The sequence below is a fragment of the Mycobacterium sp. ST-F2 genome, from assembly GCF_001905655.1.
GTDB lineage: Bacteria > Actinomycetota > Actinomycetes > Mycobacteriales > Mycobacteriaceae > Mycobacterium.
This window is the reverse complement of record NZ_JMHT01000073.1, coordinates 43,875-56,500: the sequence shown is the minus strand read 5'-3', so window position 1 is coordinate 56,500 and position 12,626 is coordinate 43,875. Positions and strand designations below refer to the sequence as shown.

Genomic DNA, 12,626 nt, shown 5'->3' with positions numbered 1-12,626 from the left:
GACACGATTCGGGGGAACCGCATGCTGCAATCGCTGACGACGCCGCTGTTCACGCTGGGCAACGACGCCGTCACCTGGGCCGAGCTGCTCGGGTTCATCACCGGCGGGCTGTGCGTCTTTCTCACCGTCCGCCGCCATGTGGCGAACTTCCCCGTCGGGATCGCGAACTCCGCCTTCTTCCTGGTGCTGTTCGTGTCCAGCCGGCTGTGGGCGGACGCCGGGCTGCAGGTCCTGTTCATCACCCTGGGCTTCATCGGGTGGTGGCAGTGGCTGTACGGAAATGCCGGGCGCACACCGCTGATCGTCACGCGGGCTGGGCAGCGGGAGGTCGCCGGCTGTCTGGTGTTCGTCGTCGTCGGCACCGGCGCCCTGTTCGCGTTGTTGCGCGTCACGCACGACTCAGCACCGTTCCTCGATGCGCTCACCACCTGCCTGTCGCTCGCGGCGCAATGGCTGCTCAATGCCAAACGTCTTGAGAATTGGTACTTCTGGATCGTGGCCGATTGCATCTACATACCGATGTACATCAGCAAGGGACTGAATCTCACCGCCATCGTCTACGTGCTGTTTCTTGGCTTGTGCGTGGCCGGCTGGCGTTCGTGGCGGCGCAGCCTCGCACCCGAGGCGCCTGCGATGGCGGCCGTGTGAGCGGGCACGGACTGTTCATCGGCAAGTTCTATCCGCCGCACCGAGGTCATCATGCCGTCATCCGAACCGCAGCCGCACAGTGCGAACAGGTCACCGTGCTGGTGATGGCCGCGGCGGTGGAGACACTGTCACTGGAGGACCGTGTCGGCTGGCTGCAGGCTGAGCACGCGGCCGACGAGAACGTCCGGGTCGCCGGAATCCGGTGCGATGCACCAATGGACGTGACCGACCACAACGTGTGGGCCGCCCAGGTCGCGGCGATGCGGGCGGGCATTCGCGCGGCGGGCGCACCACCCGACGTCGACGTGGTGTTCTCCAACGACGACTACGGCTCCGAGCTGGCCCGATGGTTCGATGCGAAGCACGTCCGGACCGCGCGGGACGGCTTCAACTCCACCGCAATCCGACAGGACCTGGCGGCTCACTGGGACTGGCTTGCACCCGCCACCCGCGCCGGGCTGACCACTCGAGTCGTCGTGCTGGGCGCCGAATCAACCGGCACCACAACGGTTTCCGACCTGCTCGCCCAGCACTATGCGCAGGTCTGGCCGTCAACCGAGTTGGTGCCTGAATACGGTCGCGCCTACACCTCGCTGAAGTGGGCGCGCCACCCCGAGCTACCCCTCGACGAATTGACCTGGACTGCTGAGGATTTCGATGCCGTGGCGGCTGAGCAGACCAGGTTGGAAGAGGCCGCCGCGGCATCGGGCTCCCCGATTCTGATCTGCGACACCGATGCCTTCGCCACCGCAGTCTGGGAGCGCCGCTATCTCGGCGACGCGGCGCGCACCGCACAACCCTGGACCAGAGTGCCGCCGCGGGCCGTCTACCTACTCACCGACCATGTCGGCGTGCCCTGGCATGACGACGGCATGCGCGAGGGCGACCTCATTGTGCGCGAGGAAATGACCGGATGGTTCGCGGACGCACTCACCGCCGCCGGCCACTCCTGGGTGCTGCTCACCGGCTCACTCGACGAGCGCGTCGATGTCGCAATCCGGACCATCGACGCGCTGCTCAAACATCGGATGACGTTCGGAGAACCGTTGCGCGGACCGGGATTTGTGCACGATTTTCCGCGGTGACCGCGGAAAATCGTGCACAAATCACGAGAAGATACGGCGCAGCAGCGTCGGCCTCGGTGCGCCCGCCGCAGCGGCCAGCATGTCGGACACGTCGATGAACTTGTCCCGGGGACGGTCGGCGCCGCCGCGGGCGATCTCCGCCGCGTCGATGGCCCGCCATCCCGCCATGTCGACCACTTCGGGCCGACGAGACCGGATGACATGTTGCAGCGCACCACTTTTCGCAGTGGGCTCACTGAGCCGGCTGGCGTTGTAGTCGGCGACCAGTCGGTCGACGGTGTGCGCGGCACACGACTTGTTGGTGCCGATGAAGCCCGTCGGCCCCCGTTTGATCCAACCCGCGACATAGCTGCCCCGGACAGGCTCACCGGTCGCCGGATCGATGACGCGGCCCTCGTCGTTGGGGACCACGCCGGCCGCCTCGTCGAACGGCAGACTGCGAATTGCCTTGCCGTGGTAGCCGATTGATGTCAGTACCAGGCCGGTGTCGAGCTGACGGACCTCGTCGGTGCCGGTCACGGTGAACTCGATGCCGGTGACCTTGTCCGAGCCGAGCACGCGGGCGGGGGTCAGCTCGTAAGCCAACCGGATTCGCGGCCGGGTGGCGGGCGCGGAGCTGTCGGCCAGCTTGGTGAGGATCTCGAGCTTGTGGCGCGTCAGTGCGTCATCGACGGCCTCGAGGTCCCGACGGACCAGTTCGTGGTCCGCGGCGTCGAGCACCACGTCGCACGTCGACGTCAGGCCGATCAACTCGGGCAGGGTGAATGCCGAGTGGATGGGGCCACGCCGGGCCACGATGACCACCTCGCGCACCTTCGAGTCGCGCAGTGCGGCCAGGGCGTGATCCGAAATATCGGTACGCGCCAACGCATCCGGATCGGCGGTCAGGATGCGGGCCACGTCGAACGCAACGTTGCCGTTACCGATGATGACTGCCCGCTCGTGGCTCAGATCGACCGGCAGGTGCGAGAACTCGGGGTGCCCGTTGTACCAGGCCACCACCTCGGTGGCGGTTCCCGTTCCCGGCAGGTCCATGCCTTCGATGTCGAGACGCTTGTCGTTGGGCGCGCCCACGGCGTACAGCACGGCGTGGTGATGCTCGAGCAGCTCGGCGTGCGTGATATCCCGGCCCACCTCGACATTGAGGTAGAAGTTGAGCCCGCGACGCTCCGTGATCCGGTCGAACAACCGCGTCACACCCTTGGTGCTCTGGTGGTCGGGGGCGACCCCGGCACGCACCAGCCCGTAGGGCGTCGGCAGCTTCTCGAAGATGTTGACCCGGACCCCGCGCTGGGTCAGCAACTCGTCGGCGGCGTACATGGCGGCCGGCCCGGAGCCGACGATGGCGACCCGCAGCGGACCGTGCGGCCGCTGGTCGACGGCCGGGGCGTCGGGCACCGGCGCCAGCTTGGACGTCGGCGGCAGTTTGCCCTCGTACTTCGGGTAGAAGGACGCGTTGAGCTCGATGAACGGCAGCTGCGCTTCGGTCAGCTTGGTGTCGGGCTTGATCGCGCCGACCGGGCAGGCCGTGATGCAGGCACCACAGTCCACGCAGGCGGCGGGATCGATGAACAGCATTTCGGCGGTAGCGAAACCCGGCTCGTCCGGGGACGGGTGAATGCAGTTCACCGGGCATGCGAAGACGCATGAACCATCGCTACAGCACGACTGGGTTATCACATGAGGCATGTCGTGCGGTCTCTAGTTCTTTCGAAAGAATCAGGCGGCGACCACGACGTGCTGGCGCTGCGGCTCGCTGCGGTACCGGCTGGGCGGGCCGTCGATCTTGCAGATCTTCCACATGATCTTGGCCAGCGGGTTCATCAGGCCGGTGTCGTACGCCAGCATGCGGACGTCCGAGAACATGTTGCGCAGGAACATGCGCGACTCGGGGGCGTCGAAGAACAGCTCGTCGCGCACCGAGCGCGGAATGTCGAATGTCTTCCAGAAGACGCGCGGCGGCACGATGATCGCCGAGCACAGGATGCGCATGGTCAGCGGCACGAACAGCGACAGCCAGAACTTCTTCCAGCGGCTCAGCTCCGGGACCCGCTTGTGCAGGTACTCGTGGGCGAACGAGATGTGACGGGCTTCCTCGGCCACGTGGATGGCCATGACCCGCTCCATGATCGGGTGTAGCTCGCTGCCCTCACGCAGGATGTTCTTCTGGGTGTGGTCGATGGGCTCTTCACCGGCGAGCACGCCGAAGAAGAACGGGATCGGCGCCGGGCCGGCGGCCAGCGGGATCAGCGGCTGGATCCACTTGAGCAGCGTGGGCATCCCCGGGACGTCAACCCCCATGTGATTGACCATCTCCTGGAACATCAGGGTGTGGTTGCCCTCTTCGATGGCCTCGTGGGTGCAGTAGCGGAACTCCGGCGAGCCGTTCGGGACCCAGAAGGCGTACTCCATGAGGCCGCGGATCAGGATGTTCTCGAAGTGCAGGCCGACCTTGGCCACGTTGGCCTGGCGCCAGATGCCGATCTCGATCTTCCGCTCGTGCGACTGGGCCTGGTACCACGGGTGGCCACCGAGCGGGTCGGTGTCCGGAAGGATCCAGCGCGGGTCGTTGGGGACGACAGCGAATTCCGGCGAGTCCCAGGCGATGTCCGTGTATGGGTTGAAGTTGCGCCGCACCGACCCCTCGGACAGCGTGGCGAGCTTCTCCACGTAAGCGGTGTCATCCAGCACGTCCATGTTCCGGCGCCAGCGACGGATCATCCGGGGACGAGCCATTTCGAGCCTCCCAAGGCTTTTTGTCAGCTTTACAATCGGCTGTCTTGTGTCGAACGGTACCGGAGGTACCACCTAAAAACTAGTGCCCGTCGTCACACATCTGGACGAAATAGTGATGCCCATCACGCGGTCGGGCCAAACGGTCGGGCAAGCAGCCGGATCCCCACGACAGCGGGCCGTCGACCTGCAACTACGCTGACACCCATGGCTGAGCTCACCATCCCCGCCGACATCAAGCCCGCCGACGGACGCTTCGGCTGCGGCCCGTCCAAGGTTCGCCCCGAGCAGCTGACCGCGCTGGCCGCCGCCGGCGACCTGTTCGGCACGTCGCATCGCCAGGCCCCGGTCAAGAACCTGGTCGGACGTGTGCGCGACGGCGTCCAGCAACTGTTCTCCACCCCCGACGGCTACGAGGTCATCCTCGGCAACGGCGGCTCGACCGCGTTCTGGGATGCCGCCGCGTTCGGCCTCGTCGACAAGCGCTCGCTGCACCTCACCTACGGCGAGTTCAGCAGCAAGTTCGCGTCGTGCGTCGCCAAGAACCCGTTCGTCGGCGACCCGATCGTCATCAAGGCCGACGCCGGCAGCGCGCCCGCCGTGCAGTCGGACCCCGACGTGGATGTCGTGGCCTGGGCCCACAACGAGACCTCGACCGGAGTGGCGGTGCCCGTCCAGCGTCCGGCCGGTGACGCGCTCGTCGTCATCGACGCCACCTCGGCCGCCGGCGGCCTGCCGGTCAACATCGCCGACACCGATGCCTACTACTTCGCGCCGCAGAAGAACTTCGCCTCCGACGGCGGGCTCTGGATCGCCGTGATGAGCCCGGCCGCGCTGGCCCGCGTCGAGCAGATCGCCGCCGCCGACCGCTGGGTGCCCGACTTCCTGTCGCTGCCCATCGCAATCGAGAACAGCCTCAAGAACCAGACCTACAACACCCCGGCGATCGCGACGCTGATCCTGCTCGCCGAGCAACTGGATTGGCTCAACGGCAACGGCGGCCTGGACTGGGCCGTGAAGCGCACTGCCGACTCGTCGCAGCGGCTGTACTCCTGGGCCGAGTCGCGTCCGTTCACCACCCCGTTCGTCGCCGACCCGGCGCTGCGCTCGCAGGTCGTCGGCACCATCGACTTCAACGACGACGTCGACGCTGCCGCGGTGGCAAAGGTGTTGCGCGCCAACGGCATTGTCGACACCGAGCCGTACCGCAAGCTGGGCCGCAACCAGCTGCGCGTGGCCATGTTCCCGGCCGTCGACCCCGACGACGTGAGCGCCCTGACGGCGTGTGTCGACTGGGTCGTGGAAAGGCTCTGATCGCCACGCTGAACACAATCCGAGGCGCGCAGCTCAGAACGGGCTGCGCGCCTCGGTGTGTCAGAAGGGTTACGAGACGATAACGCGCTAGGGTGAGCCGTTAAGCCGCGTCCTAGGAGGTCACCAATGAGGGAACTCAAGGTCGTCGGACTCGACGCCGACGGCAAGCTCATCATCTGCGAAACCGCCAACGGTTCGGCCACCGCAGACAAGTTTGTCTTGCGTGTCGATGATCGTCTCAAGGCCGCCGTCCGCGGTGACCGCGCCGTCAGCAACCAGACGCAGATCGAGGTCGAGGTGCCCAACTCCCTGCGCCCCCGCGACATCCAGTCCCGCATCCGGGCCGGCGCCTCCGTCGAGCAGCTCGCCGCGGCCGCCGGCGTGAGCCCCGAGCGCGTCATGCGCTTCGCCCACCCCGTGCTGCTGGAGCGGTCGCGCGCCGCCGAGCTCGCCACCGCGTCGCACCCGATCCTGCCCGACGGCCCGTCGGTGCTGACGCTACTGGAGACCGTGACCGGCGCGCTGATCTCCCGCGGCCTCGACCCCGAGGCGACCAAGTGGGACGCCTGGCGCAACGAGGACAGCCGGTGGACGGTGCAGTTCGGCTGGAAGGCCGGACGCTCCGACAACGTGGCCCACTTCCGGTTCAGCCCGGGCGCGCACGGCGGCACGACCACCGCATTCGACGATGCTGCGACCGAGCTGATCGACCCGAACTACACCCGCCCGGCCCTGCGGTCGGTCGCGCCGCTCGCGCAGCTGCATTTCGAGGAATCGGTCGCCGAGATTCCGATGCCCGCCATCCAGCCGGAGCCCGAGCCCGCTCCGGAACCCGCGCCGGCACCCGTCGTCGTCATGACGCCCACCCCGGTCGCGCCTCCGGTGCCCGCGGCACCTGTTGCCCCGCCGGCACCCGAGCCCGTCCCGGCTCCCGAGCCGGCCGCCGTCGTCGAGACGCCCGAACCGGCCGCTCCCGCGCCGCGCCCGCGCAAGAAGAAGCCCGAGATTCCGGCCTGGGAAGACGTCCTGCTGGGCGTGCGGGCCAACGGCCAGCGCTGATACCTCTGCTACCTCTGCGTTGACCCTGTACTGAGGGCCTTCGCCACTCGCACTTTCGCGCCGTAGCTACAGGATCAACGGCGGGTGGGTTAGCGCCCCAGGGCAATGGCGAGCGTGGCGATCCAGCCCAACGCAACCCCGACGGCACTGCCCCAGACAAACCAGCGCCACACCGGGCGCACCCGCCAAGCCCACACCGTCGGGGCCAGGCCACCGACCGCGACGGCGTTCAAGCCCACCGCCAGCAGCGGATGCACCCGCAGCAGACCGAGGGACAGCACGATGATGGCCGCTGCCGTCACCGCGGCGACGAACGCCGACACCGTCAGGCCGGTGCCCCATGGCGTGCGCGACGGCGTGGTCATCTGAGCCAATCTAGACCGCCGCCCGGCTGCGTTCGTAGAACGCCATGGCGGCCGCGGTAGCGACGTTCAGCGAGTCGGTCCCCCGCGACATCGGAATGCGCGCCCGCACCTCGCAGGCCCGCATGGTGTGTTCGGTCAGGCCGGGGCCCTCGGCGCCGACCAGGATGCCGATCTTCTCGTCCGCCAGCGGCGCGAGGGCCTCGGCCAGCGGCACGGAACCCGCCCCCGGCGTCATCGCAATCAGGTGAAAGCCGTTGTCCTGCATGAACTTCAGATCACCCGGCCAGGACTCCGCGCGGGCATAGGGCACCAGCAGGGCGTGGCCCATCGACACCCGGACCGCGCGCCGGTACAGCGGATCGGCGCACCCCGTGCCGAACACCACCGCGTCGACGTTGAGCCCCGCGGCGTTGCGGAAGATCGAACCCAGGTTCTCGTGGTCGTTGACGCCCTCGAGCACCGCGACGGTCCGCGCGTCCCGCAGCACCTCGGGCACCGACAGTTCGACGGGGCGTGGCGCCGCGGCCAGCACGCCGCGGTTGAGGTGGAAGCCGACGACCTCGGCCATCACCTCGGCACTGGCGCGGTAGTACGGCACGCCGCAGCCGGCCAGATCGTCGGCCAGTTCGCGGAGCCGGCGGTCGGTGCCGAGGAAAGCGCGCGGGCTGAAGCGCGACGCCAGCATCCGCTGCGCCACCAACACGCCTTCGGCGATCACCAGCCCCTTGCCCGACGGCAGATCAGGCCGACGGTCGACGCTGTTGAGGTCGCGGAAATCGTCGAGCCGCGGGTCGGCGGGATCGGAGACGTCGACAACGATGACGTCGTCCACCGCGTCGATGTCTGCGGCAGCGCTCACTGGGCTTCGTCGATGATCGCGAACATCAGGTCTGCCGCGGCCAGCAAGGTCGCCCGGTCCTGCGGCTTCAGCTTTTCGAGCCGGCCCTGCAGCCATTCCATGCCGGCCCGGCGCTCGGCTTCGAACAACTCGTCGCCTGCCGGGGAGACTGCGACCAGCACCTGACGCCGGTCGTCGGGATGCGAACTGCGTTCCACCAGTCCCAGCTCGACCAAGGATGCGATGACGCGCGTCATCGACGGCGGCCGGACCCGCTCGCGGGTCGCCAGCGCGCCCGGCGTCATCGGGCCGTCCTTGGCGAGGGTGGCCAGTGCCGACAGCTGGGTCAGGGACACCGGGGAATCGGGACGACGGAAGCGCAGCTGACGCGCCAGCCGCACGACGGCCAGCGACAGGTCATTGGCCAAGCGGTCATCGGCGTCCGTCACGAGCAGATAGCGTACCGATCGATCGACTAGCGTTAGAGGAGATGGCCACGCCTACGCCCGAACAACCGGCGGCACTCGAACCGCCGGCTCTCCCTGATCGCCTGCTCGACCCGGTTCCGGTGATCGTGGTCATCGCCGTCAGCTGGCTGGTGGCGGTGGTGTTGGCCTTCACTGTTCCTGCCCTGCACGACTGGCGGCCGGTGACCATCGCGGGCCTCGGCGTCGGCGTTCTGGGCACCTCTATATTTCTGTGGCAACGTAGCGCGGCCCGTCGGGGCGCACGAGGTGCGCAACGCGGCCTGCGCTGAATCCAACGTAAGGGAGAGTCCGATGGCTGGAGAAGCACCTCTGCTGCAGGCAGACATCACCATCAACGCGCCGGTGGCCAAGGTCTGGGCCCTGATCTCCGACCTCGACAACATGCCCAAGTGGAGCCCGCAGTGCCGGGCCATGAAGGCGGTCGGCGCCGTCAAGGTCGGCACCAAGACCGTCAACGTCAACCGGCGCGGCGCGCTGTTCTGGCCGACGACCGCGACCATCACCGCGCTGGACCCTCAGAAGAAGCTGTCGTTCCGGGTCAATACCAACAACACCGAGTGGACCTACGATCTCGAGCCTTCCGGCACCGGCACCAAGGTGACCGTCAGCCGGCATGCGGAAGCCGTCAAACCGATTTCCAGCACGCTGATCAACCGCTTCATGGGCGGAGTGCCCAACTTCGAAGTGGAACTGGTCGAGGGCATGAAAACCTCGCTCGGCCGGATCAAGGCCACGGCCGAGGGCGCCTAGAAACTAAGTACCGAGGTCGAGCACGCCGTCGTCGAACGGCTCGAACGCCGGAGAGCCGATGGGCTCCGGCGGCGGCGTGTCCGAGTGGGCGCCACAGCCGTACTCCGCCGACACGACGCGTCCGTCAGCGGACAGTTCGTTGGCGCAGACACCGAACACCAGGCCGAGCGACCCCGACAGCGGCACGAAGAAGCCGCAGCCCCGGCAGGTCCGGCGGGTGGCGCGAGCCATGGCGGAGTTCGGCCCGAAGTCGCCCTCGTGCCAGCGCTGCGCGGCATCGGTCCGGCCCCATTCGCTGAGCACCTGCTTGCGCCCGAAGCCGATCTCACCGGCAATCTCGTCCAGCTCGGGGTCACCGGACGCCAGGTAGCCGGGCACCAGCCGGGGATCGTTGGGCGGCGGGGCCAGTAGATCACCGGGGCTCAGGTCGCCGGGCTGCACCCGCTCGTTCCACGGCACCCACTGCGGGGCCAGCAGCGCATCCGGGCCCGGCACCAGCACCACTTCACTGACGGTCGTGTGGTCGGCGCCCGGGTAGGTCGCCAGCACCACTGCCCACTGCCACCCGTGGTAGCCGGGCAGCGAGGCCAGGAACCGATGCGTCACCGAGGCCGGGTCGTCGAAGGTCGCGCCCAGATAGTCGCCGACGACGCCGTCGCCACTGAATTCGACGATGGCGGCCCGGGCCTGATCGACCGCGCCCATCAGGATCGGGGTCAGGTCGGGCAGCTCGGCCTCTTCGACGGCCGGCGCCTCGTCGTCAGCCGGTGCCTCTTCGACCACGGCGACGTCCTCGGGGGCTTCGGCAGCCGCGGCGGGTTCCTCAGCCTGCGGCTCATCGACGGTCTCGGGCACTTCGGCCGATTCCGGTGCCTCGGCGGGAGCTTCGACGGCGTCGACGGATTCCACGGCGGCTTCAGGGGTCGGCACCTCGACCGGCGCCTCGGGCGGCGTCGACTCGTCCGGCGTCACGGCTGCCGATTCGGTGTCATTGGGCATGTCCATCGTGATCAATACTGCCTGACCACCCAGGACAAGGCCACACCGCCTGCCTGCGCGCCGCCGTCGGCAGCATGGGGAACAATCGTGCTCATGAGTGGACCGCGGGATGCCGGGAGGTCGGGGGATCCCCGTTACTACCCGCCGCGCCCACCGCGCCGCGATGACGAAGAGCATCCGGGCATGGCCAATTACCCGAGCGATCCTGGTCAGGCCCGCCGCCGGCCGCCGCCGCGGGGGTCGTCGTCGCACAGCGACAACCGCTGGCTGCCGCCGCTCGACGACGATCACCACGACGGCCATGGCTACGACCGTGGATACGACGACGGCTACGACGACCGGCGCCGCGATGACGACGACCGGCGCCGCGGCCCCGCGGGCGGCGAGAAGATCACCGTCACCCGGGCCGCCGCGCAGCGCAGCCGTGAGATGGGCACCAAGGTGTATGGCCTGGTGCACCGGGCCGCGACGGCCGACGGCGCCGACAAATCCGGTCTGACGGCGCTGACGTGGCCCGTCGTCGCGAACAACGCGCTCGACGCGGCGATGGGCATCGCGCTCGCCAACACGCTGTTCTTCGCGGCGGCCTCAGGTGAGTCCAAGAGCAAGGTGGCCCTGTACCTGCTCATCACCATTGCGCCGTTCGCGGTGATCGCCCCGCTCATCGGGCCGGCGCTGGACCGCGTGCAGCACGGCCGGCGCGTCGCCCTTGCGGTGTCGTTCGCGCTGCGCGTGGTGCTGGCGCTGGTGCTGATCGGCAACTACGACGGCGCCACGGGCAGCTATCCCCCGTGGGTGCTCTACCCGTGCGCGCTGGGGATGATGGTGCTGTCCAAGTCGTTCAGCGTGCTGCGCAGCGCCGTGACGCCACGTGTGCTGCCACCGACGATCGACCTGGTCCGGGTCAATTCCCGGCTCACCATGTTCGGGCTGCTCGGTGGCACCGGTCTGGGCGGTGGCGTCGCAGCCGCGTTCGAGTACACCTTCGGCCTGATGCATCTGCCGGGCGCGCTCTACGTCGTCGCCGTCGTGGCGGTCGCGGGCGCCGTCCTGACAATGCGCATCCCCAAGTGGGTCGAGGTCACCGAGGGTGAGGTGCCGGCGACGCTGTCGTATCACGCGCCTACCGAGCAGCTGCGACATCCGCATCACGACAAGTCCCCGCGACAGCCGTTGGGCCGCAACATCATCACGTCACTGTGGGGCAACTGCACCATCAAGGTGCTCGTCGGCTTTCTGTTCCTCTACCCCGCGTTCGTCGCCAAGTCGCACGACGCGGGTGCGTGGGAACAGCTGAAGATCCTCGGCCTCATCGGCGCCGCCGCCGGCATCGGGAACTTCGCCGGCAACATCGCCAGTGCCCGCCTCAAATTGGGGCATCCCGCGCAGGTGGTCGTGCGCGCAACCGTCATCGTCACCGCTGCCGCAATCGCCGCCGCGGTGGCCGGCAACCTGATGGTGGCCGCGGCCGCCGCGCTGATCACCTCGGCCGCCACGGCGATCTCCAAGGCGTCGCTGGACGCCTCGCTGCAGCACGACCTGCCCGAGGCGTCCCGGGCGTCGGCCTTCGGCCGGTCCGAGTCGGTGCTGCAGTTGGCCTGGGTGGTCGGCGGCGCCGTCGGTGTGCTGATCTATACCGACCTCTGGGTCGGGTTCACCGCGGTCAGCGCCCTGCTGATCCCCGGGCTCGCCCAGACCCTCGTGAGCTACAACGGTGGCTCACTGATCCCGGGCTTCGGCGGCAACCGGCCCGTACTCGCCGAGCAGGAAGGACCACGGCCCGATCCCGCGGCAATGCCCGGGGCGCGTCAAGGATGGATATGAAACGAGTTCTCGCGCTGTTGGCAGTGGTCGCGGTGCTGTCGGCGACGGCCACAGGTGTCCTGGTCTGGCGGCTGACGCGGCACCAGGGTCCCGACTTCCCCGAGATCAGTGCCTTCACCGACGGCCAGCTCGCCCGGGTCGGGCCCTACCGCTACTGCGACGTGCACCTGAAGTCCTGCGACGTCCCCGCGACCACAGGCGAGCTGGACGTGACGGCGCGGCACCCCATTCAGCTGTCGGTGCCCGAGCCCGTCGCGCGGGCGCCCTGGGTGCTGTTGCTGGCCTACGAGGACGGCGGTTCCACCGTCAGCGAGTTCCGGCCGAACCAGCGGCTGGCGGTCACCATCCCGACCGTCGACCCCTTGCACGGCAAGCTGCTCGGCCTCGCCGTCCAGCTGCCCACGCTGGCCCGCGATTCCGACGGCAACGAATTCCCGCTGCCGCACGCCGAATGGTCGGTGCGGACCGTCTGGCCGTAGTCCCCTCGCGAGAAGACGTAAAACTGTCATTTCCCGGACGAGAA

The 12,626-nt window shown here is 68.4% G+C and carries 14 protein-coding genes; 8 read left to right on the top strand and 6 right to left on the bottom strand.

The window, feature by feature from the left end; all coding sequences use genetic code 11:
- The first annotated feature begins 21 nt into the window (after window positions 1–21).
- Window positions 22–648 (top strand): nicotinamide riboside transporter PnuC, encoded by a 627-nt coding sequence (gene pnuC, locus EB75_RS24370; RefSeq protein WP_073697830.1) that lies wholly within the window; start codon window positions 22–24, stop codon window positions 646–648.
- Window positions 645–1,733 carry an AAA family ATPase gene (locus EB75_RS24365; protein ID WP_073697907.1) on the top strand — a complete coding sequence of 363 codons (1,089 nt, stop codon included), beginning with the start codon at window positions 645–647 and terminating at the stop codon, window positions 1,731–1,733. Before pnuC ends, EB75_RS24365 begins: the two co-directional genes overlap by 4 nt.
- Window positions 1,734–1,754: 21 nt before the next feature.
- Here the strand turns inward: EB75_RS24365 and EB75_RS24360 are convergent, their stop codons facing one another.
- Together EB75_RS24360 and EB75_RS24355 are read right to left on the bottom strand one after the other, a co-directional pair.
- The gene (locus EB75_RS24360; protein WP_073697829.1) at window positions 1,755–3,422 is read right to left on the bottom strand and encodes a 4Fe-4S binding protein; all 1,668 of its coding nucleotides are present in this window, start codon (window positions 3,420–3,422) and stop codon (window positions 1,755–1,757) included.
- A gap of 30 nt (window positions 3,423–3,452) precedes the next feature.
- Window positions 3,453–4,469: an AurF N-oxygenase family protein gene (locus EB75_RS24355; RefSeq protein WP_073697828.1), complete on the bottom strand. Its 1,017-nt coding sequence runs from the start codon at window positions 4,467–4,469 to the stop codon at window positions 3,453–3,455.
- 204 nt (window positions 4,470–4,673) lie between these two features.
- Between EB75_RS24355 and serC the strand changes: the two genes are divergently transcribed.
- Window positions 4,674–5,780 (top strand): phosphoserine transaminase, encoded by a 1,107-nt coding sequence (serC, locus tag EB75_RS24350; protein WP_073697827.1) that lies wholly within the window; start codon window positions 4,674–4,676, stop codon window positions 5,778–5,780.
- 126 nt (window positions 5,781–5,906) lie between these two features.
- Window positions 5,907–6,839 carry a septation protein SepH gene (sepH, locus tag EB75_RS24345; RefSeq protein WP_073697826.1) on the top strand — a complete coding sequence of 311 codons (933 nt, stop codon included), beginning with the start codon at window positions 5,907–5,909 and terminating at the stop codon, window positions 6,837–6,839.
- 89 nt (window positions 6,840–6,928) lie between these two features.
- Here sepH and EB75_RS24340 read toward each other — a convergent pair whose 3' ends face one another.
- Genes EB75_RS24340 through EB75_RS24330 form a run of 3 tightly spaced genes read right to left on the bottom strand, consistent with a single transcriptional unit; the run spans window position 6,929 to window position 8,491 of the window.
- Window positions 6,929–7,204 (bottom strand): DUF2537 domain-containing protein, encoded by a 276-nt coding sequence (locus EB75_RS24340; RefSeq protein ID WP_073697825.1) that lies wholly within the window; start codon window positions 7,202–7,204, stop codon window positions 6,929–6,931.
- Window positions 7,205–7,214: 10 nt separating this feature from the next.
- Window positions 7,215–8,063 carry a TrmH family RNA methyltransferase gene (locus EB75_RS24335; RefSeq protein WP_073697824.1) on the bottom strand — a complete coding sequence of 283 codons (849 nt, stop codon included), beginning with the start codon at window positions 8,061–8,063 and terminating at the stop codon, window positions 7,215–7,217.
- On the bottom strand, window positions 8,060–8,491 hold the full coding sequence (locus EB75_RS24330) for an Rv0880 family HTH-type transcriptional regulator (protein ID WP_073697823.1): 432 nt from the start codon (window positions 8,489–8,491) through the stop codon (window positions 8,060–8,062). The genes EB75_RS24335 and EB75_RS24330 overlap by 4 nt, the downstream gene beginning before the upstream one ends.
- Before the next feature lie 41 nt (window positions 8,492–8,532).
- Here EB75_RS24330 and EB75_RS24325 point away from each other — a divergent pair, with 41 nt between their 5' ends.
- A complete protein-coding gene (locus tag EB75_RS24325) occupies window positions 8,533–8,799 on the top strand; it encodes a DUF2530 domain-containing protein (protein WP_073697822.1) in 267 nt (88 codons plus the stop codon).
- Window positions 8,800–8,821: 22 nt separating this feature from the next.
- The gene (locus EB75_RS24320; RefSeq protein WP_073697821.1) at window positions 8,822–9,280 is read left to right on the top strand and encodes an SRPBCC family protein; all 459 of its coding nucleotides are present in this window, start codon (window positions 8,822–8,824) and stop codon (window positions 9,278–9,280) included.
- 3 nt (window positions 9,281–9,283) lie between these two features.
- On the opposite strand, the gene EB75_RS24315 is transcribed toward EB75_RS24320, so the two are convergent.
- Complete coding sequence (locus EB75_RS24315) at window positions 9,284–9,985, bottom strand: DUF3027 domain-containing protein (protein ID WP_083612555.1); 702 nt, start codon at window positions 9,983–9,985, stop codon at window positions 9,284–9,286.
- Window positions 9,986–10,462: 477 nt separating this feature from the next.
- Here EB75_RS24315 and EB75_RS24310 point away from each other — a divergent pair, with 477 nt between their 5' ends.
- Both EB75_RS24310 and EB75_RS24305 read left to right on the top strand, forming a co-directional pair.
- Window positions 10,463–12,103 carry an MFS transporter gene (locus EB75_RS24310; protein ID WP_064859310.1) on the top strand — a complete coding sequence of 547 codons (1,641 nt, stop codon included), beginning with the start codon at window positions 10,463–10,465 and terminating at the stop codon, window positions 12,101–12,103.
- A complete protein-coding gene (locus EB75_RS24305; RefSeq protein ID WP_073697819.1) occupies window positions 12,100–12,582 on the top strand; it encodes a DUF2771 domain-containing protein in 483 nt (160 codons plus the stop codon). The genes EB75_RS24310 and EB75_RS24305 overlap by 4 nt, the downstream gene beginning before the upstream one ends.
- Window positions 12,583–12,626 lie beyond the last annotated feature (44 nt).